The sequence below is a fragment of the Rhodococcus sp. LMD genome, assembly GCF_056108245.1.
Genome location: NZ_CM148557.1, coordinates 4580323 through 4605766 on the forward strand (window position 1 = coordinate 4580323; position 25444 = coordinate 4605766).

The window sequence follows — 25444 nt, forward strand, 5'->3', positions numbered from 1 at the left end:
GCGGTGGCGACCGAATGTGACACGCGTTCGATGTGATCGAACGGGTGTGACATTCGGTCGCCACGGCAGCAGCTCAGCGGTCGGCGTCGTCCCAGATCCGCAGGACGGTCGAGAGGATGTCCTCGGACACGCCGAGACCGCCGAGGTGGCTCTCTCCCGGCAGGTGGTGGAACTGGGCGTCGGGGAGCCGGCCCACCACGTGGAGGCCGTGTTCCATGGGGACGATGTGGTCGGTGTCGCCGTGCCACCACCGGACCGGCACCTTGACGTCCTCGAGGCGGAAGCCCCAGTCCCGGGTGAACACCACGACGTCGGCGAAGGGGGCGGCCATCTGCTTGCGGCTGCCGTTGAGCAGATCGTCGAGGAACATCGCCTTGAACTCGGGGCGGGCCAGCAACTGCCGGTCGGCCTCGGGCGAGAGCCGGCCGTACAGGTCGATGATCGGCGACGCGAACGGGCGCACGACCCGGATGATCGAGGTCACGCCCATGCCGATGGGGACGCCCGCGACGGCGAGCAGCGGCGCGACCATTGTGCCGAGCCGCATCAGGCCGCTGCTGATCGCGTCGGGGCCGACGACGGGTGCGACACCCCCGAGTACCCCGGCGGCCATGACCCGCTCGGGCATCGCGTGCGCCGCGGCGAGGGTGTAGGGCCCGCCGCCGGAGAGCCCGACGACCGCCATCCGGTCCACCCCCAGGGTGTCCGCGACGATCCGCAGGTCGTCCGCGAAGGCGAGGACGTTCTCGTAGCGGTGCGGGCTCGACGAGCCGATGCCGGGGCGGTCGAGGCCGATGAGCCGGACGTGCTCACGCTCGGCGTAGCGGCGTGCCTCGACGGGGATCTGCCGGCGCGCCCCGGGGGTGCCGTGCAGCCAGAACACGGCTCGGCCCTGGGCCGATCCGAACTCGGCGAACCCGATCCGGCGGCTGCCCCCGACCGCGACGGTGCCTTCCAGCTTGGGACGTTCGACGTCGATCATGAGCGCCAGCATGCCACGTGACGGCGGCCACACGAGGCAGGTGTCCGTGACGGCGCGTGCCGGACATCTTCCCGGCCGCTCAGCGCAGCGCGTCGATCAGTTCGCCGACGGTGTGCGCGGATTCGAGCGGATGCCGCAGCCGCCCCTCCGGATTCAGCGAGTAGGTGTTGCGGCGGCCCACCCGGGTGCGGGTGAGGTACCCGCCGTCGACCAGATCCGCGAGGATCGTCTGCACGGAGCGCTCGGTGATCCCGATCCGTTGCGCGAGTTCGCGGACGGTGGGTTGTCCGCCCCGCGCGACACACAGCAGCACGTGCGCGTGGTTGGTCAGGAACGTCCAGCCCCGGGCACGGTCCTCGCCGACGGCGGGTGACGAGCGGGCGGAGGAGGTCACCTGCACACCATAGGGCACCACGGTTTCCGGTATTGCTCTTCACTTCCGTGTCCTGCCCCCTTGACAATTAACCGGAAATACTCTTCACTAATCTAAGTTCGCGAAAGGGAGTATCCCTCCGCGCTTCGTCGTCAACTCGGGAGCCGTCCGCCGGCTCTCCGGCGGAGCGGGCTCACCGGAGCCGGGAAAGACTTTCGGCCGTTCGAGGCTGAAAGGTGGTCCTGATGACCGTTCCGTTGTGGTTGTGGGCGGCGGTGCTCGCCGCGATCGTGGCGATGCTGGCCGTGGATCTGTTCGCGCACCGGCGTGCTCACGTGATCGGTGTGCGCGAGGCCGCAGGCTGGTCGGTGTTCTGGGTCGGTACCGGCGTCGGATTCGGCGCGCTGATCTGGTGGCAGTACGGCTCGGAGTTCGGCCAGCAGTACTTCTCCGGCTACCTGATCGAGAAGTCGCTCGCCGTCGACAACGTCTTCGTCTGGGCGATCATCCTGACGTACTTCGCCGTGCCGCGCGAGTACCAGCACCGGGTCCTGTTCCTCGGCGTGCTCGGCGCCCTGGTGTTCCGGGGTCTGTTCATCGCGGCGGGATCGGTGCTGATCGCGAGCTTCGGCTGGATCCTCTACCTGTTCGCGGCGTTCCTGCTCTACACCGGCTACCGGATGATCCGGCAGCGCGACGAGCACCTCGATCCCGAGAAGTCCCGGGCGCTACGGCTGTTCCGCCGCCACGTGCCGATGACCGACGCCTACCACGGACAGAAGTTGCTCGTCCGTCGCGGGGGTGCGCTGCTGGCCACCCCACTGCTTGCGGTACTCGTCCTCATCGAGATCACCGACATCGTCTTCGCGGTCGACTCGATCCCCGCGATCTTCGCCGTCACGGACGAACCGTTCCTCGTCTTCACCGCCAACGCATTCGCGGTGCTCGGACTGCGGGCGATGTACTTCCTGCTCGCAGACCTGATCCACCGCTTCGTGTACCTGAAGATCGGGCTGGCTCTGGTGCTGGTGTGGGTGGGCATCAAGATGCTGCTCAAGATCGACGTGTTCTACATTCCGACGCCGATCTCGCTGGCCGTCGTCGCCACGATCCTGACCGTATCGATCGTCGCCAGCCTGCGCGCCACCCGCGGCCAGGGCCGTCGCGGCCTCGAAGCGCCCACGACGCCGCCGTTCCGGGTGGCCACGGCCGAGGAGACCGCGGCGCTCGAGCCCGTGTGGCGGCTGCCGGGTGCCCGGCGGCGCGCGGAGCGGACCGAGCGCGACGACAGCCTCAGCGGTGAGCGGTGAACACGTACTGGCGGGTCGCGGACTCGACGATCTGATCGGGGGTCACGTCGATCTCCCCGCCGAGCCAGGCGGTCGTGAGCTCGGCGAGACCCCCGACGAACAGGAGCGCGGCGATCTGATCGTGGGGCGGCTGCAGGGCGCGGTCGCCCCACAGTTCGCGGGATTCCACGGCGACGAGGCCGGCGAACTGGCGCAGCAGTTCCCGGCGGCGGACGCGCACGGGCTCGGACCCGGTGGACTCGACGACGGCGACCCGGCCCTTGCGGGGATCGTCGGTCAGGACCGCGACGAACGCGGCGATGGCGGCGCGGGCCCGCTCCTCCGGTCCGCGCTCGGATTCGGCGAGTGCGGCCAGCGCGCGCTCCCGGATCTCGTCGGCGATCCGCTCGACGACGCACACGAGCAGCTCGTCCCGGCCGGAGAAACTCTCGTAGAAGTACCGTTCGGTGAGCCCGGCCTCCTGGCAGATCGCGGTCATGGTGGCACGGTCGCCACCGTCGCGGCCGAACACCGTCAGACCGGCCTCGAGCAACTGCTCGCGGCGGTCGGCGGTGCGCTGCTCGGCGCTCTTTCCGCGGTACTGACGACTGGGCCGGTCCATAGTCGAATCTTGACAGATCACGGCCTGTGATCCACGCTACAGTCAATTGACAGAGCTTCATGTCAGATACGGTCCGACGAATCGGAGACCCCATGACGAAAGTGCTCGCACCCTCCCCGCCCGGTCTGACCGCCGTTCCCGGGGACGCCGGCCTGCCGTACGTCGGGTACGCCCTCGACTACATGCGCAACCCGCTGAGGGCCTACGACCGGCGCTACCGCGAACACGGGCCGGTGTCCTGGTTCCGGTTCGCGGGCCGGCCCTGGGTGGTGCTGCTCGGCCCCGACGCCTGCGGCGCCGCGCTGCAGAACCGCGACCGGGCACTCGCGAACGGTCCGGGCTGGCGCACCCTCATCGGCCCGTTCTTCGATCGCGGCCTGATGCTGCTCGACGGCGACGAGCACCGCACGCACCGCCGGATCATGCAACAGGCCTTCACCCGGGACCGCCTCGCCCGGTACACGGACTCGATGCAGCCCGCGATCGCCCGGGCCCTCGACTCGTGGACGCCGAGCGAGGACTTCCGCGCCTACCCGGCGCTCAAGGAACTCACGCTCGGGCTCGCCACCTCGATCTTCATGGGCGGCGCCGAGGGCTCGTCGGCCACGGAGATGGCCGAGGTGAACAAGGCCTTCATCGGGTGCGTGCAGGCGGCCACCGCGATCGTGCGCTACCCCCTGCCCGGAACCCGCTGGCGCCGTGGCGTGGTGGGCCGTCGCCGGCTCGAGGAGTTCTTCCGGCGCTACCTGCCGGCGCGTCGCGCCGGCGACGGCGACGACCTGTTCACCGCACTGTGTCACGTGGAATCGGAGGACGGCGAACGGTTCTCGGACGAGGACGTCGTCAACCACATGATCTTCCTGATGATGGCCGCGCACGACACCTCGACGATCACGCTGTCCACCGTGCTGCAATACCTCGGTCAGTTCCCCCAGTGGCAGCAACTGTGCCGGGAGGAGTCGCAGGCGCTCGGCACGACGACCCCGACCCTGACGGACCTCGAATCGCTCACCAGCCTGGACCTGGTGATCAAGGAATGCCAGCGGCTCGTGACGCCGGTGCCCGGCATCGTCCGGTACACCACCGCCGACACCGACATCCTCGGCCACTTCGTGCCGCGCGGCACCCTGATCAACGTCGGGCTGCACTACAGCCACCACATGGCCGAGTTGTGGCCGGAGCCGGAGAAGTTCGATCCCGGCCGCTTCTCCCCGGAACGCCGCGAGGACCGAGTGCACAAGTTCGCGTGGACGCCGTTCGGCGCCGGAGAGCACCGTTGCCTGGGCATGTACTTCTCCGGCGCCGAGATCAAGACGGTGCTGCACCACCTGCTGCTCGGGTACAGCTGGCATGTGCCGTCCGATTACGTTGCCCCACTGAACTTCACGTCGCTGCCGTACCCGTCCGACGGGCAGCCGATCACGCTGCGCCGCCTGCGGTGACGCAGACTGCGGGGGTCAGACGCGGCCCTTGACCATTCCGTGCCAGTACATCGCCGGCAGGCCGTAGCGCTTGAGCAGCCACATGTCGCGGCGATCCTTGGTGGTGTCGATGACCGGAATGCTCGGGGACGGCTCGAGCTCGTAGTCGAACTCCGCGAGCATCATCTTGTCCCGGGCGGTGACGAACGGGCAGGACGAGTACCCGTCGTAGCTCTTGCGCTTGCCGACCCCGCGCATCTCGGCGACCAGGTTGGCGACGAGGACGGGCGCCTGCTTGCGGACGGCGGCGCCGGTCTTCGACGTCGGCAGGTCCGCGACGTCGCCGAGCGCGAACACGTTGGGGTACCGGCGGTGCTGAAGCGTGTGCTTGTCGACCTCGACGTACCCGAAGGGGCTCGCCGGGTTGGCGAGCGGGCTCGCCGCGACCCAGCCGGGCGCGCGCTGCGGAGGCACGGCGTGGAGCATGTCGAACCCGACGATCTCCTCGTCTCCGGTGGCGTTGTTCACGATCGTCGCCTTGCGCGACGCCCCGTCGAGCGCGGTCATCTCCGAGCTCAGGCGCACCTCGATGCCGTACCGCGCGGCGACCCCCTCGAGGGTCCGCCGCCAGGACGGGATGCCGAACATCGAGTCACCGGGCAGGACGAGGATGACGCGGATCCCGTCCAGCAGGCCCTGCCGCCGCCAGTAGTCGGAGGCGATGTAGGCGATCTTCTGCGGCGCGCCGGCGCACTTGATCGGTCCCGCCGGCTGCGTGAAGATCGCCGTGCCGGAGCGCATGTTGCGGATCAGCTCCCACGTGTAGGGGGCGTACCGCGGGGAGTAGTTGCTCGAGACGGCACCGTGCCCGACGGCGTCGGCGAGGCCCGGCACACCGTCCCAGTCGAGGTGCAGTCCGGTGGCGAGCACCAGGTAGTCGTAGCCGACGACGGTCCCGCGGTCGGTCGTGACGGTCTGCGCGTCGGGGTCGACGGCGGTCGCGGCGGCCCGGATCCACCGGACGCCCTTGGGGATCAGCTTCTCCTCGGCGCGGCGGGTCTCGTCCAGCGACGCCTGGCCTCCGCCGACGAGTGTCCACAGCGGCTGGTACCAGTGCTCGTCGGAGGGCTCGATCACCGCGATGTCGGTGACGCCGGCCCGGCGCAGGCGCGCAGCGGTCGCGATTCCGGCCGTGCCACCTCCGACGACGAGTACTCGATGTCGCGCGGCACCGTTGCCTGAATGGAGCGACATGTGAACAGTCCTTTCCGTCCGTGACGCAGGCGCGGACGCGGGCTGGGCCTCCACGCCCCTAGATACCCGGTGGGGTATTCAACGACGACTGTAGGCGCGCGGCGTCGGCTCTTCAAGTACCCCGGCGGGTATTTCCGCCCGGCGAAGGTCCCTGCTTTCCGGGACCTTCGTCCCGGCCGGGCGGACCACGGCCCACCGACCGGGGTCCACCGACCGGGGCCCACCGACCGGGGCCCACCGATTGGGCGCCGCTACTCGGCGGCCGCGCTGACGACGTCGTCCTCGGACAGCAGCACCTCGGCCGCCGCCGGGCCGAGCGGCACGAAACTGTCCCGGCTGGTGACCCGCGAGATCCGGCCCCGGTAGCCCGCGTCCACCAGCGCGGTGACCACCGCCTCCGACACCCCGCCGCTGCGCCGCGTCTCGTCCACCACCAGCACGCGCGGGAAGGACTGTGCGCACGCGAGGAGTTCCGCCAGCGGCAGCGGGGCCAGCCACTGCAGGTCCAGCACCGCGGCCTGCACACCGCGCGCCGACAGCCGACGAGCCGCACGCAGGCTCATCCGGACGCCGTTGCCGAACGTCACGAGCAGCACGTCCTCGCCCGTGCCGTACACCCGCACCGAACCGGGCTGTACCGCAACGGAATCGGGCGGCTCACGCCACAGCCCGTCGCCCTCGTCGTACAGGTCGCGTTCGTGGTACAGCGCGATCGGCTCGAGAAACACGCACACCCGGCCCTCGCTGCGCGCGAGGTGCACGCAACTGCGCAGCAGTGCCCCGGCGACCGACGGGCGGCTCGGCACCGCGAGCACCAGACCGGGGATGTCGCGCAGCACCGCGACGGAGTTGTCGTTGTGGAAGTGCCCACCGAACCCCCGTTGGTAGGCGAGGCCGGCGATGCGCACCACCATCGGGTTGCGGAAGCGGCCGTCGGAGAAGAACATCAGGCTCGCCGCCTCGCCGCGCAACTGGTCCTCGGCGTTGTGCAGGTAGGCCAGGTACTGGATCTCCGGAATCGGCAGCAGGCCCGTCACCGCGAATCCCAGTGCCGTGCCGAGGATCGTCTGCTCGTCGAGGACGGTATCGAAGACGCGCCGCGGCCCGAATCGGCGGAGCAGGCCACGCGTGAGGCCGTACACCCCGCCCTTCTCGGCCACGTCCTCCCCGAACACGAACGATTCCGGGATCTCGTCGAGAATTCCGGCGAGCGCGCCGTTCACGGCCTGGGCGAGCGTGCAGGGCTCCGTCGTCGCGGGCTCCGGCCCGTCCGGAACCCGGCGCCGGCCGTGCATGTGCAGCGGCCGCATCACCTCGGCGGCCGACCCCAGCCGGGGGGCATCCGCGACGGCGTCCACCTCCGCGGCGACGACGGCGCGCACCGCCTCGTATCGTTCGAGCACCTGTGCGGGGGTGAGCGTTCCGTGGTCGACGAGGATACGTGCGGTGGCCAGCAACGGATCCTGGGCGTAGTCGGCGGCGATCTCCTCGCGGCTGCGGTACGCGGTCTCGGCGTCGGAGCCGGCGTGGCCGAGGAACCGTACCGCCCTCAGATGCAGCACGGCCGGTGCGCGTGCGGTCCGGACGGCGACGAGCAGGTCCGCGACGGCCGCGAGCACCCCGACCGGGTCCGCGCCGTCGGCCGCGCGGTAGCTCACCCCCGGGTACGACGAGAGGGCCCGTTCCGTCCAGCCCTCCGGCGTGCGGACACTGATGCCGAGCCCGTTGTCCTCGCACACGAACAGCAGCGGCAGCGGCAGGCCCCGGTACGCGCAGTAGGCAGCCGCATTGAGCGCACCGACCGCGGTGGAATGGTTGGCGGAGGCGTCCCCGAAGCTGCACAGCACCACCGAATCCGCGGGCCACGGGCACTGCAGGCCCAACCGGGACGCGCGGGCGAGGGCGAACGCCGCCCCCACCGCGCGCGGCAGATGGGACGCGATCGTCGAGGTCTGCGGGAGGATGTTCAACTCGGCGTTGCCGAACACCTTGTGCCGGCCGCCGGAGATCGGATCGAGCGTCGAGGCGGCGCACCCGGCGAGCACGTCCCGCACCGGCGTCGTGCCCGGCACCTGGGCCGCCCGCGCGGCGTAGAAGGCACCCGACCGGTAATGCAGCAGCGCCGGATCGGTGACCCGCGACAGCAGCCCCAGCGCGGCGTTCGCCTCGTGGCCGGACGAACCGATGGTGTAGAACCCGGCACCGCGTCGCTGCATCTCGCGGGCCGCGAAGTCGAGGTGACGGGACTGCAGTTGCGCGTCGAAGTACCGCAGCACCGGTTCGTTCGACGCCTGCCCGGCCCCGGCGCTCCAGCCGCGGACGGTGGCGGTGAAGTACTCGTCGAGCGGCTCGGCCGTCATCGCGCTGCCCCACACCCTCGCAGGTCCTGCCCAATACTGTGTACCGGCACAGTACCGCCCGGCCCCGGGCGGCGCGGGTCGTCGCGCCGGCCGCTCGCGGGCCGGCACCGAACGAAAGGAACACCGGGATGTCCACCCGCCTCACCGACGGGGAACTCGTCGAGCGGTACCTGCACGCCGTCCTCGTCCACCTGCCCCGGTCCCGGCGCGCCGAGGTGGCCGCCGACCTGCGCCGTCGCCTCGAGGACGCCGGTGCCGAGCACGAGACGCGTGCGGTGCTCGCCGACCTGGGGTCCCCGGAGGATCTCGCCCGCACCTACCGGGGCGCGCCGCGGCACCTGATCGGCCCGAGGTTCTACGACACCTATCTGCGGGTGCTGTGGCCCGTCGTCGGCGTGGTGGCGGCGGTGCTCGGCGGTCTGACCCTGCTCGCCGCCCTGACCGAGGCCACCGACCCCGCGGCCGCGCCCCTCGACGGCGCCGACGTCGTGTGGGACGCGATCGATGCGGCCCTGACCGGCGGTGTGTACGCCGCCTTCTGGGTGACCGTCGTGTTCGCGGTGATCGAACGCACCGCGCCCGCCGGCACGGATCTCGGGCGGTGGGATCCGGACGATCTGCCCGCGGTGCCGCACGGCCGGGAGATCCCGGTCGGGGAGGCGGTCGCGGAACTGGTGTTCGCGGTGGTCGTGCTGATCGGCGTGGCCGGCCTGTCCCCGTCGCTGGCGCCGTCGTTCTTCGGTGCCGGGTACGAGGCGCTCGACCCCAGTTTCACCGACCGGCTGGTGCCCGCGATGGTGGCCGTCGCGGTGCTGTGGGTGGTCTCGGCGAGCGTCGCGCTGGCCGTGCGCAGCTGGACGACGGTCGTCACCGCACTGTCGGTGGTCTCCGACCTGCTCGCCGTCGCGGTGGCCACGGCCGTGCTCGTGCACCGGCCGTACTTCTCCCCGCAGTTCCTGTCCGACCTGCGCGAGCGCGCGGGCTCGGACCTGACGGCTCAGCTGAACCTCGCCGTCGGCATCGTGTGCATCGTGGTGATCGTCGCCTCGGCGGTCGGGGTGGTGACGGCGGTCCGCAAGCACGTCGCGCACCGCCGCGCCTGAGACCGGTCAGCAGGTGGCCAGGACGCCGGCCATCGCATCCTTCTCGTCCGGCGTGATCCACAGTCCGTACTCGGCCTTCACCTCGATCTGCCGGGAGACGTAGGTGCAGCGGTACTCGGGGTTGGGGGGCAGCCACTGCGCCGCGTCCTTGTCGCCCTTGCCCTGGTTCGTCGGTCCGTCGACGGCAAGGAGGTTCCGGGGATCGTTCGCGAGATTCTTGCGGGCCTGTGCGTCGAGCAGGCGCGCACCCTTCTCCCACGCGTCCGACAGGGCGACGACGTGATCGATCTGCACCGCCGACGACGTGTCCACCCCGCGCCGGAAGTAGATCTCCCGGCCCGTGTACGGGTCGTACAGGGTTCCCGCCTCGACGGTGCACTCCTTCGTCACCGGTGCCAGCTTGATGTTCACCAGATCCCGCTTCAGGACGTCGTTGCGGGTGTCGCAGCCGTTGCGCCCGCCCGCGACGGTCACGTCGTCGGTCCACGCCGGCCCGAACAGCGCACGGTCGTACCCGCCGGAGGGGTCCGGTTCCCGCACGGCGAGGCTCTTCAGCAGTTCGACCGCCTCGGCGGCGGCGGCCGACGACGGGGCCGGGACGGGCGCCGACGTGGACCCGCCGGGACCCGCCTCGTCGCCGCCGTACGTCTGCTGGAGGACGACGAAGGCGACGAAGGCGAGCACGTAGGCGAGCAACCACAACCAGCGACGACGACCGGTCGAGTTCGCCGCGGCCACTACTGCGCGAGCTGCGGCATCTTCACGACCTGCCCCGCGTAGGACAGTCCGGCGCCGAAGGCGAGCAGCAGGGCGAGCCCGCCGGGCCGGACCTGGCCGGTGCGCAGCATCTTCTCCATCGCGAGGGGGATGGACGCGGCGGAGGTGTTGCCCGTTTCGATGATGTCGTCGGCGACGGCCACCGTCTCCGGCAGGTCGAGCTGCCGGACGATGACGTCGTTGATGCGCAGGTTGGCCTGGTGCGGCACGAACGCGTCGAGGGCGGCGAGTTCGACACCGGCCTTGTCGGCGACCTGGCGGGCGATCTTCCCCATCTCGAAGGCAGCCCAGCGGAACACCGCGGTGCCCTCCATGATGATCCAGGGCCGCTTCTGATCGGGGTTGTCCGCGAAGCTCACCCAGTCCGGTTCCTGGCGGATGGCGTCGGCCTGGGAGCCGTCCGACCCCCACACGGTGGGACCGATACCCACCTCGTCGGACGGGCCGACGACCACGGCACCGGCGCCGTCGCCGAAGATGAACCGCACCGAGCGGTCGGTGGGTTCGGTGGTGTCGCTCATGCGCTCGACGCCGACGACGACCACGTAGTCCTCGGTCCCGGTGCGCACCATGTCGGACGCCACGCCGAGCGCGTAGCAGAACCCGGCGCACCCGGCCGAGATGTCGAGAGCGGCCGCGCCCCCGGTGCCCAGGGCGTGCGCGACCAGCGCCGCGGACTGCGGCGTCTGATTCGGGTAGGTCGAGGTGGCCACGATGACGGCACCGACACGATCACCGGTGATGTCGGCGGCCTCGAGCGCCTTGCGGGCCGACGCGATCGCCATGTCCACCACCGACTCCTCGGGGTGCGGCTTCGCGAAGCGCCGTTCCTTGATGCCGGACCGCGACTGGATCCACTCGTCGCTCGAGTCGATCTGCTGGCAGATCTCGTCGTTGGTCACGACCCGCTCGGGGCGGTGCACGCCCAGCCCGAGCAGTGCGGTGTTCCGCAGCGGGGCGGGACCGGCGATCTGTGCACCCATCAGGCGAATCTCCTCTGCTTCGTGCACTGCTCGTCAGTGCATCGCGTCCCTGACACGGTAACGCGCGCGCGAATCGTAGCGGAGCCCACCCGTCGGCCCGGGCCTCGTGCGAGTACCGCCAGGACACGCCGACGGACACCGAAGGACGTGTGACGGTTGTCACTCGCTGTTACCGTCTGTGGCCGTGCACACACGTAATGGGGGTTACCGACGTGCCTCGCTCCGAGTCGGGGTCACCGCACTGACCTGTGCGGTCGTCGCCCTGGTCCCGTTCGCGGGCACCTCCGCGGCGAACCCGAACGCGATCAATCCCATCCCGGGCCTCAACGGGGTCAACGGCCTGCCGGAGTTGCGCGGCCGCACCCAGGTGGTGGCACAGCAGACCGGGATGCTCAGCACCAACCGCACCCAGGATCTGAACGTCCTGGGCACCGACCTGGGCGTGATGTGGGACAACGGGCGCGGCCAGGTGCTGACCGCGTTCGGTGACACCGCGGGCCTCGGCGTGCCCAATCTGCTGTCGGGCAGTATCTGGGCCTGGCGCAGCAGTTCCCTGTTCCGCAGCTCGGACCGCCACCTCGCCGACGGGATGACGTTCGACAGCGCGGCCCGCGACTTCTTCGGCCAGGCCAAGGAACTCGTCCCGAGCCCGAAGATCCCGTTCGTGGAGATCAGCCGGATCCCCACCGCGGGGATCGCCGTCGGCGACACCCAGTTCCTGAGCCTGATGTCGGTGAAGAACTGGGGGCCGGCCGGTTCGTGGGAGACCAACTTCTCCGGCCTGGCCTTCTCCCACGACAACGGGGAGAACTGGACGGTGGCGCCGCAGACCGAGCGGCCGAACGCCGACGGGAACCGGAACTTCCAGATGGGCGCCTTCGTCCGGCACGGCGGGTTCGTCTATCAGTACGGAACCCCGCCCGGTCGTGGCGGGCCGGTGCACCTGGCACGGGTACCGGAACAGCAGATCCTCGACCTCGCGGCGTACGAGTACTGGGACGGCGGCGCGTGGGTCCGCGACGTGAACGCGGCGCGCCCGGTGATGACGGGTGGTGCGGCGGAACTGTCGGTGCAGTGGAACGACCACCTCGGGCAGTTCGTCCTGCTGACCACCGACGCGCACAACTCCGTCGTGCTGCGCCGGGCACCGTCGCCGACAGGGCCGTGGAGCGCGCCGGAGGTCGTCCTCGACACCCGCGAACTGCCGACGGCGTACGGCGCGTACATCCACCCGTGGTCGTCGGGCCCGGACCTGTACTTCCTCACGACCGTGCACCAGAACTACAACGTGCTCCTGCTGCGCACCACGCTCCACCCCTGACCCGCGCGGCGTCCGGGCTACCGTGCGTCCATGGACGCACAGGAGTGGGATGCGCGGTACGCGAAGAGCGAGACGGTGTGGGGGGTGCCGCCGAACCCGGTGCTCGTCGAGTTCGCGACGTCGCTGCCGCACGGCCGGGCTCTGGATCTGGGCTGCGGCGAGGGCCGGCACTCGCTCTGGCTGGCCACGCGCGGCTGGGAGGTGACCGGACTCGACTTCTCCCGCGTGGCGGTGGACAAGGCCCGGGCGATCGCGGCGCAGGCGCCACGGCGGGTGCGCGAACGCCTGACGTACGAGTGCGCCGACGTGACCGGGGCCACTTTCGAGGCTCGATATGATCTCGTCCTCTCGGCCTATCTCCATTTCCCTCCACCACAGCGACGGGCATTGATCGACAATGCGATCGCGGCCCTGAAACCTGACGGAATCCTCATATTTCTGGGCCACGATTCGCTCAATCCCACCGAGGGTGCCGGCGGCCCCCGGGATCCCGAAATCCTCTACACCCCAGCAGATGTCGTCGCGGAAATCGATGGCCGACTGCAAATCCGGACCGCCGAACGAAGAATGCGGGAAACGGACGCCGGAATGGCGATCGATGCGTTGGTGGTGGCCCGCAAACCAACTCTTGGCAGTTAGTTGCCCGACGGGTAACATAGGCGGATGTTACCGACGAGTAATAACTTGGGCGGTACTCGAACACAGCTTGACCGCACCATCTCACTGGGAGTAGCGCAGACATGGGCCATTACAAGAGCAACCTCCGGGATCTGGAGTTCAACCTCTTCGAGGTGCTGAGGATTCAGACGCTCCTCGAGGCCGGAAAGTTCGGCGACCTCGACGAGGAGACCTCTCGTGGCATCCTGGCCGAGGTGAAGACCCTCACCGAGGGCCCGGCGGCGGAGTCCTTCGCCGAGACCGACCGCACCCCCCCGGTCTTCGACCCCGAGACCCACTCGGTCTCGCTGCCCGAGGGCTTCAAGAAGGCGTTCAACTCCTGGTACGAGGCCGGCTACTGGTCCATGGGCCTCGAGGAGGAGATCGGCGGAACGCCCGCACCGCGCGCCCTGAGCTGGGCCGTCAACGAGATGATGCTCGGCGCCCAGCCGGCCGCCTTCATGTACGCCGCCGGCCCCTCCTTCGCCGGTGTGCTCCACGCCAACGGCACCGACGAGCAGAAGCAGTGGGCCGCGACCATCGTCGAACGCGGCTGGGGCGCCACCATGGTGCTGACCGAGCCCGACGCCGGCTCCGATGTCGGCGCCGGCCGCACCAAGGCGATCAAGCAGGACGACGGCACCTGGCACATCGAGGGCGTCAAGCGGTTCATCACCTCGGCCGACTCCGACGACCTGTTCGAGAACATCTTCCACCTCGTCCTCGCCCGCCCGGAAGGCGCCGGCCCCGGCACCAAGGGCCTGTCGCTCTTCTTCGTCCCGAAGTTCCACTTCGACTTCGAGAAGAACGAGATGGGTGAGCGCAACGGCGTGTTCGTCACCAACGTCGAGCACAAGATGGGCCTGAAGGCGTCCGCCACCTGCGAGCTCACCTTCGGCGGCCACGGCGTCCCGGCCAAGGGCTGGCTCGTCGGCGAGGTCCACAACGGCATCGCCCAGATGTTCGACGTCATCGAGCACGCCCGCATGATGGTGGGCACCAAGGCCATCGCGACGCTGTCGACCGGTTACCTCAACGCCCTGGCCTACGCCAAGGAGCGCGTGCAGGGCGCCGACCTGACCCAGATGACCGACAAGACCGCCCCCCGGGTCACCATCACCCACCACCCGGACGTGCGACGCTCGCTGGCCATGCAGAAGGCCTACGCCGAGGGTCTGCGCGCGGTCTACCTCTACACCGCCGCGCATCAGGACGACGTCGTCGCCGAGCAGATCTCCGGTGCCGACCACGAGCTGGCGCACCGCGTCAACGATCTGCTGCTGCCGATCGTCAAGGGTGTGGGCTCCGAGCGCGCCTACCAGTACCTGACGGACTCGCTGCAGACGTTCGGCGGCTCGGGCTTCCTGCAGGACTACCCGATCGAGCAGTACATCCGCGACGCGAAGATCGACTCCCTCTACGAGGGCACCACCGCGATCCAGGCGCAGGACTTCTTCTTCCGCAAGATCGCGCGTGACCGCGGCGTCGCCCTGGCACACGTGACCGGCCAGATCCAGAAGTTCCTCGCCTCCGACAGCGCCGACGAGCGCCTCAAGTCGGAGCGGGCCCTGCTGGCCACCGCGCTCGAGGACGTCCAGGCCATGACCGCCACCCTGACCGGCTTCCTCATGGGTGCTCAGGAACAGCCCACCGAGCTGTACAAGGTGGGCCTGGGCTCGGTGCGGTTCCTGCTGGCCGTCGGTGACCTGCTCATCGGCTGGCGGCTGCTCGAGCAGGCCGAGATCGCCCTCGCGGCCCTCGACGCCGGCCCGGATTCCAAGGACAAGGCGTTCTACGAAGGCAAGGTCGCCGTCGCCGGCTTCTTCGCCAAGAACGTCCTGCCCGAGCTGACCGCCGTGCGCAGCATCGTCGCCAACGTCGACCTCGACATCATGGAGCTCGACGAAGCGGCCTTCTGAGCCGGCTCTCGGGCGGAACCGAGTACGCAGACAGAAAGCACTGTGCCCTCCCGTCGCACGACGGGAGGGCACAGTGCTGTGTGCAGGGACTGCCGCGGCTACTCCGTATCGGCCGCAGTCGGCGATGCCGCCGCGGGCGCCGCGGCAGGAACTTCCTCCGCCTCGTCCGCGCCGCTCGGCGCAGGCTGCGGGGTCGTCGACACGGCCGGGCGCGCGCCGGCAGGTTCCTCCGCGCCACCGCCGGGCGTCTCCGCCTCACCGGGTGCCGGCTGCGACGGTGCGGCCGGCGCCGACTCCCGCTCGGGCTCCGGCTCGGCGCTGACGCAGCGCACCACGGGCACCGGGTCGTAGCGGACCGTGCGGGTGGTGCTCGAGATCTGCCGGCCGCTGGCCGCGTCGGTGATGATGCGGGTGTCGCTCACCGTGAACCCCTGCGCACCGCTCGACGGGATGCATCCCGGCCCGGCCGGCAGGGTGATCGTGTTCGGTGCCGTGAAGTTGGTGCGGGAACCGGTCACGGACTCGACGTCGACGGTCTTGGTGCCCCAGATCCGCACCGTGATGTCCGACGACGTGCCGATCGCCTGGATCAGCACCCCGGTGTCGGAGGGATTGCGGAACTTCAGGTCGATCGCGCCCTCGTAGACCGTCGCTTCCCGGGCCGCCGGGTACCGCGAGATGTAGTAGCTGTGCTCGGTGTGTTCGACGTCCTCCATACCGGCGAAGTACGTCGCGTTGTACAGGGTGGTCGCGAGCTGGCTGATGCCGCCGCCCACGGCCTTGGACGGGCGCCCGTTGTTGATGATCCCGGACTCGACATACCCCTGCGCCGCGCCGCGCGGGCCCGTGTAGCCGTTGAGCGAGAACGTCTCCCCCGGCTTCACCAGCGCACCGTTGATCTCCGACGCCGCCAGGCGGATGTTCACACCCGACGCGTACTCGAAGCCCCCGGTGGTGAACTCACCGATCACCTCGCGGATGCCCAGCTTCTCGGCGGCCTCCGTGGTCAGCGCCGGCTCGGCCGGCTTGTACACGGCGTCGGTCACCCGCTCGCCCGGCCCGGCCAGCAGCTGCGGCAGCGACTCGAGACTCACCGGCCAGTCGACGAGCTCGCCGGCGACCGACGGGATCACCGTCGGGCCGCCGCCTTCGAGCACGATCCGGGCGTCCTTCGGCTCGACCTCGGTCGCCGCCAGTTGCGGCCGGAGGATCTCGGTCGCGGCCTCGATCCCGTACTGCGGGGACAGGCCCCCGTTGCCGTCCGGCACGAAGGTCAGCACGGCGCCGATCCGGTCGCTGGGCAGGGTCGCGACGGCCCCGTCCCGTCCGCGCACCGTCACGTCGCCGGCGACGGCCGGATCCGCGACCTCCCGCAGTGCGCGCTCGAGTCCCTCGGGCGTGACCGTCACGTCGACCGTCTCGACCGGGAACTCGACGTCGCCGAACGCCCACCGCTCGGCGAACAGGTCTGCGGAGGCCTCCGCATCGAGGGTCTGCCCGGGCAGCGGCGCCACCGGCACCGGCGTGGCGCCGTCGAACACGAGGTTGCCCTCGCGGGGTGCACGGTCGGCGACCGCACGCACGCCGCCGATCGCGGCCGACAGCGCGGCGTCGTCGCGGGTGGACACGACACCGATCTCGTCACCGCCACCGAAGAACGACGTCACGCGGGTGATCGGATCGAGCGGCTGCGATCCGATGCGGTCGAGGGTGTGCTCCCAGTCGACGTCCAGACCGGCCTGCGCCGGCACGATCTGCGCGGTCACGTCGCCCGCGGTGACGGTGACGGGCTCGTCTGTGCGCGGACCGAGTTCGGCCCGCAGGATCTGCTCGGCTTCCGGAACCGACCGTCCGCCGATCTCGATGCCGGCAACGGTGACGCCGCGCGGAACGTTCCCCGAGGAGACGACGAGGTCACCGACATAGAGGGCCGCGAGCACGGCGAACACTCCACCGGTGACGAGGGCGATGCGGCGCCAGGGCGGGCCGCTGTCGCCCCCGGGTCCGGTGGGCGCCGGCTCCTCGGGTGTGGGCCCGGCGGGCGGGGGCCCGGCGGGCGGGGGTCCGGCAGGCGGGGGTCCGGCAGGCGGGGGTCCGGCAGGCGGGGGTCCGGCAGGCGGGGGTCCGGCAGGCGGGGGTCCGGCAGGCGGGGGTCCGGCAGGCGGGGGTCCGGCAGGCGGGGGGGTGTCCGGTACCTCTGACGGCGTCGCCGAGCGGGCGGTCGCGTCCCCCGCGACGGCGGGCTCGCGGGCGGCGTCGTCCGACAGGCTGGGGAGGACCTCGGTCTCGACGTCGGCCGCAGTGCGGTCTGTCGCCGGCCCGACGGCGTCGGTGCGGTCCGTCGCCGGCCCGACGGCGTCGGTGCGGTCCGTCGCCGGCCCGACGACGGGCAGCACGGCCGTGGGCGCCTCCCAGGGCGGTACCTCCGCCGGCGGTGCCGGCTCGGCGTCCGGGCCCGACCGGGCGGGCTCGGGCGCAGCGTCGTCGGCGACGGACGGCGGGGTGTGCTCGGGGCTCTCCCCGGGGATTGCCTCCGACCGGTCACCGGCGGCGTCCTGAGCCGCCGCCTCCGGTTCGGGGACGACCGATCGAGCGTCGTCCTGACCGTCCTCGGGGTCGTTCGTCCCGTTCTTGCCGCTCACCCGTGTCCTTTCACCGGGGTGCACCCCGGTTCGGGCGCACCACTCGGTATCCAGCCTAATGTCGGATTCCGAGCGCTCCCGATCGGACGGGCGGCCGGAGCGCGCACGGAGAAGCGAAAGACCTCGCGCTGCCGCCAGGTCGGGGGTCAGGCAGCAACGCGAGGTCGCCTGGTTTATCGGTGGTCCCGCCCGGGCGTTACAGACTTCCGAGATTTTTTCCGGACGGGACCGCAGGAAGCGGGACTCAGGCCTCGAGAATGGCGGTCACACCCTGCCCACCTGCAGCGCAGATGGAGATCAGGCCCCGCACGGGCTTGCCGGTCTCCTGCTTCTTCTCATGCAGCATCTTCGCCAGGGACGCGAGAATGCGTCCGCCGGTCGCGGCGAACGGGTGCCCGGCCGCCAGCGACGAGCCGTTGACGTTGAGTTTGGTGCGATCGATGGACCCGAGCGGAGCGTCCAGGCCGAGCCGGCCCTTGCAGTACTCCTCCGACTCGAACGCCTGGAGCGTGGCCAGCACGACGGAGGCGAACGCCTCGTGGATCTCGTAGAAGTCGAAGTCCTGGAGGGTCAGGCCGTTGCGGCGCAACAGGCGCGGGATCGCGTAGGTGGGGGCCATGAGCAGGCCGTCACCTCCGTGGACGTAGTCGACGGCCGCGGTTTCCGAGTCCACGAGGTAGGCGAGCACGGGGAGCCTGCGCTCCGCGGCCCACTCCTCGGAGGACAGCAGCGCCGCCGACGCGCCGTCGGTGAGCGGGGTCGAATTGCCCGCGGTCATGGTGGCGTCGCCGAGCTTGACTCCGAACACCGGCTTCAGGCCGGAGAGCTTCTCGACGGTCGAGTCCGGGCGCAGGTTGTCGTCGCGGGTGAGGCCCAGGAAGGGGGTGACGAGATCGTCGAAGAAGCCCCGGTCGTAGGCGGCGGCCATGTTGCGGTGGCTCGCGGCGGCGAGTTCGTCCTGCGCCTCGCGGGAGATGCCGAACTCCTTGGTGGTGACGGCCGCGTGTTCCCCCATGGACAGCCCGGTGCGGGCCTCGCCGTTGCGGGGGATCTCGACACCGAGCATCGACGGCCGGACCTGGCCGAGCAGCTTGATGCGGTCTCCCGTCGAACGGGCCCGGTTGAGGGAGAGCAGGAACTCGCGCAGTTCGTTGTTGACACCGATGGGGGCGTCGGAGGTGGTGTCGACTCCGCCGCCGATGCCGGCCTCGATGCGGCCGGCGGCGATGGCGTCCCCCACGGAGATCACCGACTGCAGGCCGGTGCCGCAGGCCTGCTGCAGGTCCCAGGCGGGGGTGTGGGGGTTCAGGGCGCTGCCGAGCACGCACTCGCGGATCAGGTTGAAGTCGCGACTGTGCTTGAGGACGGCACCGCCGACGACGGCACCGAGCCGCTCACCCTGCAGATTGAACCGGCTCACCAGGCCGTCGAGCGTGGCGGTGAACATGTCCTGGTTCGAGGCGCGGGCGTACTTGCGGTCCGACCGGGCGAACGGGATCCGGTTGCCGCCGAGGATTGCGACACGGCGCAGCTGCGTGGAACGGGCGGTGGTGGTCACTGACGTCTCCCGGGATGCTGGTGGATGATGGCGGTGAGTACAGGCTCTCGCTACTATTCTTACTCGCGAGTAAGTTCATTGTCGACACCACATCGTCGGCCCCTCCCGACAATACCGACGTCCGAACCAGAGAAGGTGGAATCGTGGCTGAAACCAAGACCGCCCCCGGCCTCTACGCCCAGTTGATCGGGTCCGCGCCCGGAGCATTCCTCGCCAAGCAGTTCGGCCTGCCGCAGCCGCAGAAGCTGCGCCGGTACGAGCCGGGGCAGCCGCCGCTGGCGGGCCCGCTGCTCCTCGGGGGCAACGGCCGCCTCGTCGAACCGATCCGCACGCTGCTGTCCGACTACCCCTTCGCCGACCCCGCCGACACCGAGTACGGCGCGCTCGTCTTCGACGCCACCGGCATCACGGACGTCGCCGGGCTGGAACAGCTGTTCACCTTCTTCCAGCCCGCTATCAAGGGCCTCGGTCCGAGCGGACGGGTCGTCGTGCTCGGCACCACCCCGGAGGAGGCGTCCTCCGTGGACGAGCGCATCGCCCAGCGCGCGCTCGAGGGCTTCACCCGCAGCGTCGGCAAGGAGCTGCGCCGGGGGGCCACGGCGCAACTGGTGTACGTCTCCCCCGACGCCGCCACCGGACTCTCCGGTCTCGAATCCACGCTGCGTTTCCTGCTGTCCGCGAAGTCCGCGTTCGTCTCCGGTCAGGTGATCCGTGTCGGAGCCGGCGACGCGACGGCGCCCGAATCGTGGGAGCGTCCGCTCGCCGGGAAGGTGGCCGTCGTGACCGGCGCCGCCCGCGGGATCGGCGCCACGATCGCCGAGGTACTCGCCCGCGACGGCGCGCACGTCGTCTGCGCGGACGTGCCGGCGGCCGGCGACGCCCTGTCGCAGACGGCGAACAAGGTCGGTGGGGTCTCCCTCGCACTGGACGTCACCGCCCCGGACGCGGGCGACAAGCTCGCCGACTACCTGCTCGAGCGGCACGGCGGCGCCGACGTCATCGTCCACAACGCCGGCATCACCCGCGACAAGCTGCTCGCCAACATGGACGCCGCGCGGTGGAACGCCGTCATGGCCGTGAATCTGCTCGCCCCCCAGAAGATCACCGAGAAACTTGTCGAGCGGGGCGCACTGAAGGAGGGCGGCCGGGTGGTCGACGTGTCGTCGATCGCCGGCATCGCCGGCAACCGCGGCCAGACCAACTACGGCGCGTCCAAGGCGGGCGTCATCGGCATGGTGCAGGCGACCGCGCCCGTGCTGGCCGAGAAGAACATCACCGTCAACGCCGTCGCGCCCGGCTTCATCGAGACGGCCATGACCGCAGCCATCCCGGTGGCCACCCGCGAGGCCGGCCGGTTGATGAGTTCGCTGCAGCAGGGCGGGCAGACCGTCGACGTCGCCGAGACCGTCGCCTGGTTCGCCAACCCGGCGTCGAGCGCGGTCACCGGCCAGGTCGTGCGCGTGTGCGGCCAGTCCATGCTGGGGGCGTGATGGCTGTCGTCGAACTTTCTTCGCGCCCTTCGACTCTCGACGTCTACTCCCGGGCGGTGCTCTCGGCGCTGCCGGTCGTGGGTGCTTCCGGCGACAGCCTGCCCGACGACACCCTCGTGCTGCGCGGCCTGCGCGTGGACCCGGACAACCTGGCCGGGTACACGAAGGTGTGCGGGCTGCGCTTCGGCGACACACTGCCGCTGACCTACCCGTTCACCCTCACGTTTCCCGTCGTGATGAAGCTGATGGTGTCGAAGGGCTTCCCTTTCCCCGCCGTCGGTTCCGTTCACGCCGAGAACGTGATCGAGCAGTTGCGGCCCGTGTCCGTGACCGAGCCGCTGGATCTGAGGGTGCATGCCGAGAACCTGCGGGAACACCGCAAGGGCCTGCTCGTCGACCTGGTGAGCGAGATCAGCGTCGGCCGGGAGCCGGTGTGGCGGCAGACGTCGTCGTTCCTGCGCCAGCAGCGCACCTCGCTGTCGGATCAGCCGAAGCCCGAACCGAAGGCCGAGGAGATCCCGCCGGTGCCGACGTCGACGTTGCGGGTGGACCAGAAGACGATCGACCGCTACGCCTCGATCTCGGGTGACCGCAACCCGATCCACGTCTCGCGGCTCGGCGCCAAGGCGTTCGGGTTCCCCAGGCCCATCGCGCACGGCATGTGGAGCGCGGCCGCGGCACTGCGGGCCGTGGAGGGCCGCATCCCGTCGCACGCGACGTACTCGGTCCGGTTCGGCAAGCCGGTCCTGTTGCCCGCGACCGTGAATCTGTACGCCGCGCGCGCCGCCGCCGGCTGGGACCTGGCGCTGCGCGACCCGAAGAAGGGCTACCCGCACCTCACCGCCACCCTGCGCTGAGAGCGGCTGCGCCGCAGTCCGCACTCACACGCTGAACCATCGACGCACCGCCACCGCCGTGCGTGTTTTCGGTAGTACCGACTACCGAAAACACGCACGGCGTCGCTGACTCTGGCGTCCCTCATTCCGAAGACGTCCGCGTCGCGAAGTGGCTCTATTTACAAATCTTCTCCTTTGTCTACCGCGCCGACCCAAACTGATGTACTGTCCAAGAGACAGTGAGCTGGCTCATACCAGCTCCTCCGCGGATCACGGGACAGGGAGGTCGAACGGTGACGACGTCGGACATCGGCCGGCACGCGCACACGCCGGTGGAACAGTGGCGCGATCGCAAGCGGTATCTGTGGCTCATGGGGCTGATCCCGCCCACGGCGATCTTCCTCGCGACGGCGCTGGTCTGGGGATTCAACCAACTCGGCTGGACCGCGGTCTCGTCGGTGTGGTGGTGGATCGGTCCCCTGCTGGTGTACGTGCTGCTGCCGATCCTCGACCGGTTCTTCGGCCCCGACGGGCAGAATCCGCCCGACGAGGTGATGGGGATGCTCGAGAACGACAAGTACTACCGGTACTGCACCTACGCCTACATCCCGTTCCAGCTGGCCAGCCTCGTCTTCGCCTGCTACCTGTGGTCGGCCACGGACCTGTCCTGGCTGGGGATCGACGGCGGCCTGGGTCTGGTCTCGAAGATCGGCCTGGCGTTCAGCGTCGGCGTGATGGGGGGCGTCGGGATCAACACCGCCCACGAACTCGGCCACAAGAAGGACGACCTCGAACGGTGGCTGTCGAAGATCACCCTGGCCCAGACCGGCTACGGCCACTTCTACATCGAACACAACCGCGGCCACCACGTGCGGGTCTCCACCCCGGAGGACCCGGCCTCGGCCCGTTTCGGCGAATCGTTCTGGGCGTTCCTGCCGCGCAGCGTGTGGGGCAGCCTGAAGTCGTCGTGGGAGCTCGAGAAGACCCGCCTGCAGCGACTCGGCAAGAGCCCGTGGACCCTGCGCAACGACGTCCTCAACGCGTGGGCGATGTCGGTGGTCCTGTTCGGCGTGCTCGTCGCGGTGTTCGGCCCGGTCATCGTTCCGTTCCTGATCCTGCAGGCCGTCTACGGTTTCTCCCTGCTCGAGACGGTGAACTACCTCGAGCACTACGGACTGCTGCGGCAGAAGACGGCCTCGGGCCGGTACGAGCGCTGCACCCCCGCGCACAGCTGGAATTCCGACCACATCGTCACCAACATCTTCCTGTACCACCTGCAGCGACACAGCGACCACCACGCCAACCCGACGCGCCGCTACCAGACCCTGCGAAGCATGGACGGCGCCCCCAACCTGCCCAGCGGCTACGCGAGCATGATCGGCCTCGCCTACATTCCGCCGCTGTGGCGCAAGGTGATGGACCATCGCGTCGTCGAGCACTACGACGGCGACCTCACCCGAGCCAACATCCAGCCTCGCAAGCGCGACAAGGTTCTCGCGCAGTACGGAGCACAGTGATGGCCGCCTACGAATGCCCGGTGTGCAACTACGTCTACGACGAGACCGCCGGCGCGCCGCGCGAGGGTTTCCCCGCCGGCACCCCCTGGGACGCGATTCCCGACGACTGGTGCTGCCCCGACTGCGGGGTCCGCGAGAAGATCGACTTCGAAGGACGCTGAGATGACCACCGACTACAAGCTGTTCCGTTGCCTGCAGTGCGGATTCGAGTACGACGAGGCCGAGGGCTGGCCCGAGGACGGCATCGAGCCCGGCACCCGCTGGGACGACATCCCCGACGACTGGTCCTGCCCGGACTGCGGCGCCGCCAAGTCCGACTTCGAGATGGTCGAGGTCAGCCGGACGTGACCGAGACGATCGTCGTCGTCGGCACCGGGGTGGCCGGCGCGACCGCCGCACAGACCCTGCGCAACGAAGGCTTCGCCGGCCGTGTCGTGCTGATCGGCGAGGAGGCCGCACTGCCGTACCGGCGGCCGGTGCTCTCGAAGGACCTGCTCGCCGGCAGGATCACCGACGAGAAGGCGCAACTCGAACCGGCCGGCTACTGGACCGACCACGACATCGAATTGCGCACCGAGACCCGGGTCGTCGAACTCGACCCGGAACGTCACCGACTCCGGCTGTGGGACAACGAGATCGTCGAGTACGACGCGGTGATCCTGGCGACGGGTGCGCGCGCCCGTCACCTCGAGCACGACGCCGGGGACCGGGTGCTGAGCCTGCGCACGGCGGAGAACGTCGCGCCGCTGCGGGCCGCGATCGCGTCGCACCGAGCGCTCCTCGTCGTCGGCGCCGGCCTGATCGGCTGCGAGGTCGCCTCCACCGCACGAGAACTGGGAGCCGAGGTCACGGTGCTCGAGAGTGCGCCGTCGCCGCTCGCCCGCATCGTGCCGCCCGCGGTGGCCCGGATGTACGTCGGCCTGCACGCCGAACACGACGTGCCCGTCCACACCGGCGTCGCGCTGCGCTCCCTCACCGGGAGCGACGACGGGGTGCACGCCGTCGCGGAGGACGGCCGCTCCTGGACGGCGGGCACCGCGCTCGTCGCGGTGGGCTCGGTGCCGGACACCGCGCTCGCCCGGGCGGCCGGGCTCACCGTCGGCGACGGCATCGTCGTCGACGAGGCCTACCGCACCTCGGCCGCCGGGGTGTACGCCGCGGGCGACGTGATCGAGCAACCCGACCCGGTACTCGGCGGCCGGCACCGCACGGAGAACTGGAACAGCGCCCGGGCGCAGGGCCTTGCCGCGGCGAAATCCGTTCTCGGGCAGCCGCTCGGCGCCGCGGAGGTGCCGTGGGGCTGGTCCAACCAGTACGGGCACAACCTGCAGTTCGCCGGCTGGTCCCGGCACGACGACGACTACGTGGTGCGCGGGTCGATCGAGGACCGCGACTTCACGGCGCTCGCGCTGCGCGGCGACCGGCTCGTGGGGGCGATCGCCCTCGGCCGTCCGAAGGACATCCGCATCGTGCGCCGGCTCGTGGCCGCCGGCGCCCCGATCGACCGCGCCGCCCTGGCGGACGAGTCCGTCGCACTGGGCGACGTCGCCGGTCGGGGCGCGGCCGTGCCGGCCTCGCTGTAACGGGCAGCCACCTCGGCTCGCCCGGACGACGTCCGGCGGAAGGCTCCCCCGAGGCCCTGCCGGGGCCGTCTCCGGACTGCCCCGACAGGGCCTCGGGGCGTCTCAGCCGTGCTGGTCGGTGCGCTTCTTGCCGGCCAGTCCGCGCCAGGCGAGGTTCTCGAGCAGGTCGGCGGCTTTCTCCACGTCGATCTCGCCGCCCGCGATGCGGTCGGCGACCGCCTCACCGGCACCGACCAGCGCCACCGCCATGATGGCGAAGTCCGTTCCCGGCTCCGGGTCGCGGGTGCTCGACTCCAGCAGATGCGCGGTGAGCTCGATGAGCCGGTCCCGGCTGCTGCGGACCTGCCCGGCGAACGCCTGCTGCGACATCGCCTGGCGGTAGAGCACCATCCACGAGTTGCGGTGGGCGTCGACGAACCCGAGGAACGACTCGAGCGCCACCCGCAGCTGGTCGCGCGGCGTGAGCCCGGGGTCGCCGGCGGGTGTCAGCGCCTCGACGAACCGCTGCCCCTCGCGGCTGATGCACGCGGCGAACAGTTCGTCCTTCGAGCCGTAGTACAGGTAGAGCATCGGCTTGGAGATCTGCGCCCGGGCCGCGATGGCGTCCATCGAGGTATTGTGGAATCCGTTCTCGGAGAAGACCTCCACCGCGGCATCGAGCATCTGCTGTTCCCGCACCGCGCGAGGCAGTCGCTTGGTACCGCCGGCCATGTCTCCTCCAAGTCCCGATGCTCCGATCCTTACTCTAGAGTAAGGA

General features: G+C 70.3%; 22 protein-coding genes. 12 read left to right on the forward strand and 10 right to left on the reverse strand.

Going from position 1 to position 25444, the window contains the following annotated elements:
- Positions 1–73: 73 nt before the first annotated feature.
- Together ACWPQI_RS20890 and ACWPQI_RS20895 are read right to left on the reverse strand one after the other, a co-directional pair.
- On the reverse strand, positions 74–982 hold the full coding sequence (locus tag ACWPQI_RS20890; RefSeq protein WP_371851044.1) for an alpha/beta fold hydrolase: 909 nt from the start codon (positions 980–982) through the stop codon (positions 74–76).
- Between the two features lie 79 nt (positions 983–1061).
- Complete coding sequence (locus tag ACWPQI_RS20895) at positions 1062–1382, reverse strand: helix-turn-helix transcriptional regulator (protein WP_017679815.1); 321 nt, start codon at positions 1380–1382, stop codon at positions 1062–1064.
- A 218-nt stretch (positions 1383–1600) separates the two neighbouring features.
- Between ACWPQI_RS20895 and ACWPQI_RS20900 the strand changes: the two genes are divergently transcribed.
- The gene (locus tag ACWPQI_RS20900) at positions 1601–2665 is read left to right on the forward strand and encodes a TerC family protein (protein ID WP_026137555.1); all 1065 of its coding nucleotides are present in this window, start codon (positions 1601–1603) and stop codon (positions 2663–2665) included.
- On the opposite strand, the gene ACWPQI_RS20905 is transcribed toward ACWPQI_RS20900, so the two are convergent.
- Complete coding sequence (locus tag ACWPQI_RS20905; protein ID WP_010593499.1) at positions 2649–3266, reverse strand: TetR/AcrR family transcriptional regulator; 618 nt, start codon at positions 3264–3266, stop codon at positions 2649–2651. The genes ACWPQI_RS20900 and ACWPQI_RS20905 overlap by 17 nt on opposite strands.
- Positions 3267–3358: 92 nt before the next feature.
- Between ACWPQI_RS20905 and ACWPQI_RS20910 the strand changes: the two genes are divergently transcribed.
- Positions 3359–4708, forward strand: a complete 1350-nt coding sequence (locus ACWPQI_RS20910) for a cytochrome P450 (protein ID WP_017679813.1) — start codon at positions 3359–3361, stop codon at positions 4706–4708.
- A gap of 15 nt (positions 4709–4723) precedes the next feature.
- On the opposite strand, the gene ACWPQI_RS20915 is transcribed toward ACWPQI_RS20910, so the two are convergent.
- A complete protein-coding gene (locus ACWPQI_RS20915) occupies positions 4724–5941 on the reverse strand; it encodes an NAD(P)/FAD-dependent oxidoreductase (RefSeq protein WP_010593501.1) in 1218 nt (405 codons plus the stop codon).
- Between the two features lie 251 nt (positions 5942–6192).
- Positions 6193–8301: a thiamine pyrophosphate-dependent enzyme gene (locus ACWPQI_RS20920; protein ID WP_202637489.1), complete on the reverse strand. Its 2109-nt coding sequence runs from the start codon at positions 8299–8301 to the stop codon at positions 6193–6195.
- Between the two features lie 128 nt (positions 8302–8429).
- Between ACWPQI_RS20920 and ACWPQI_RS20925 the strand changes: the two genes are divergently transcribed.
- Positions 8430–9404 carry an HAAS signaling domain-containing protein gene (locus ACWPQI_RS20925; RefSeq protein WP_010593503.1) on the forward strand — a complete coding sequence of 325 codons (975 nt, stop codon included), beginning with the start codon at positions 8430–8432 and terminating at the stop codon, positions 9402–9404.
- A gap of 6 nt (positions 9405–9410) precedes the next feature.
- Here ACWPQI_RS20925 and ACWPQI_RS20930 read toward each other — a convergent pair whose 3' ends face one another.
- Together ACWPQI_RS20930 and ACWPQI_RS20935 are read right to left on the reverse strand one after the other, a co-directional pair.
- A complete protein-coding gene (locus tag ACWPQI_RS20930; protein ID WP_010593504.1) occupies positions 9411–10142 on the reverse strand; it encodes an HNH endonuclease family protein in 732 nt (243 codons plus the stop codon).
- Positions 10142–11164, reverse strand: a complete 1023-nt coding sequence (locus ACWPQI_RS20935) for a beta-ketoacyl-ACP synthase III (protein ID WP_010593505.1) — start codon at positions 11162–11164, stop codon at positions 10142–10144. Before ACWPQI_RS20935 ends, ACWPQI_RS20930 begins: the two co-directional genes overlap by 1 nt.
- A gap of 262 nt (positions 11165–11426) precedes the next feature.
- Between ACWPQI_RS20935 and ACWPQI_RS20940 the strand changes: the two genes are divergently transcribed.
- The 3 genes from ACWPQI_RS20940 (at position 11427) to ACWPQI_RS20950 (ending at position 15061) form a co-directional block, all read left to right on the forward strand.
- Entirely contained in the window at positions 11427–12485 is a 1059-nt protein-coding gene (locus tag ACWPQI_RS20940; protein WP_225222666.1) for a DUF4185 domain-containing protein, read from the forward strand.
- Between the two features lie 30 nt (positions 12486–12515).
- Positions 12516–13124, forward strand: a complete 609-nt coding sequence (locus ACWPQI_RS20945) for a class I SAM-dependent methyltransferase (RefSeq protein WP_210063039.1) — start codon at positions 12516–12518, stop codon at positions 13122–13124.
- A gap of 101 nt (positions 13125–13225) precedes the next feature.
- Positions 13226–15061 (forward strand): acyl-CoA dehydrogenase, encoded by a 1836-nt coding sequence (locus ACWPQI_RS20950; protein ID WP_017679808.1) that lies wholly within the window; start codon positions 13226–13228, stop codon positions 15059–15061.
- A gap of 98 nt (positions 15062–15159) precedes the next feature.
- On the opposite strand, the gene ACWPQI_RS20955 is transcribed toward ACWPQI_RS20950, so the two are convergent.
- On the reverse strand, positions 15160–17703 hold the full coding sequence (locus tag ACWPQI_RS20955) for a VanW family protein (protein ID WP_474738483.1): 2544 nt from the start codon (positions 17701–17703) through the stop codon (positions 15160–15162).
- A gap of 244 nt (positions 17704–17947) precedes the next feature.
- Complete coding sequence (locus ACWPQI_RS20960) at positions 17948–19261, reverse strand: acetyl-CoA C-acetyltransferase (RefSeq protein ID WP_301914005.1); 1314 nt, start codon at positions 19259–19261, stop codon at positions 17948–17950.
- Positions 19262–19404: 143 nt separating this feature from the next.
- Here ACWPQI_RS20960 and ACWPQI_RS20965 point away from each other — a divergent pair, with 143 nt between their 5' ends.
- From ACWPQI_RS20965 to ACWPQI_RS20990, 6 genes are all read left to right on the forward strand, one after another.
- Entirely contained in the window at positions 19405–20751 is a 1347-nt protein-coding gene (locus ACWPQI_RS20965; RefSeq protein WP_040274939.1) for a 3-oxoacyl-ACP reductase, read from the forward strand.
- A complete protein-coding gene (locus ACWPQI_RS20970) occupies positions 20751–21608 on the forward strand; it encodes a MaoC family dehydratase (protein WP_040274936.1) in 858 nt (285 codons plus the stop codon). Before ACWPQI_RS20965 ends, ACWPQI_RS20970 begins: the two co-directional genes overlap by 1 nt.
- A gap of 272 nt (positions 21609–21880) precedes the next feature.
- Complete coding sequence (locus ACWPQI_RS20975; RefSeq protein WP_119700082.1) at positions 21881–23104, forward strand: alkane 1-monooxygenase; 1224 nt, start codon at positions 21881–21883, stop codon at positions 23102–23104.
- Complete coding sequence (locus ACWPQI_RS20980; RefSeq protein WP_003939211.1) at positions 23104–23265, forward strand: rubredoxin; 162 nt, start codon at positions 23104–23106, stop codon at positions 23263–23265. The genes ACWPQI_RS20975 and ACWPQI_RS20980 overlap by 1 nt, the downstream gene beginning before the upstream one ends.
- A gap of 1 nt (position 23266) precedes the next feature.
- Positions 23267–23452, forward strand: coding sequence for a rubredoxin (locus tag ACWPQI_RS20985; protein ID WP_003939212.1), 186 nt, complete (start codon positions 23267–23269; stop codon positions 23450–23452).
- Positions 23449–24687, forward strand: a complete 1239-nt coding sequence (locus tag ACWPQI_RS20990; protein ID WP_010593516.1) for an NAD(P)/FAD-dependent oxidoreductase — start codon at positions 23449–23451, stop codon at positions 24685–24687. The genes ACWPQI_RS20985 and ACWPQI_RS20990 overlap by 4 nt, the downstream gene beginning before the upstream one ends.
- Positions 24688–24789: 102 nt before the next feature.
- On the opposite strand, the gene ACWPQI_RS20995 is transcribed toward ACWPQI_RS20990, so the two are convergent.
- Positions 24790–25398, reverse strand: a complete 609-nt coding sequence (locus ACWPQI_RS20995; RefSeq protein ID WP_010593517.1) for a TetR/AcrR family transcriptional regulator — start codon at positions 25396–25398, stop codon at positions 24790–24792.
- Positions 25399–25444: the final 46 nt, after the last annotated feature.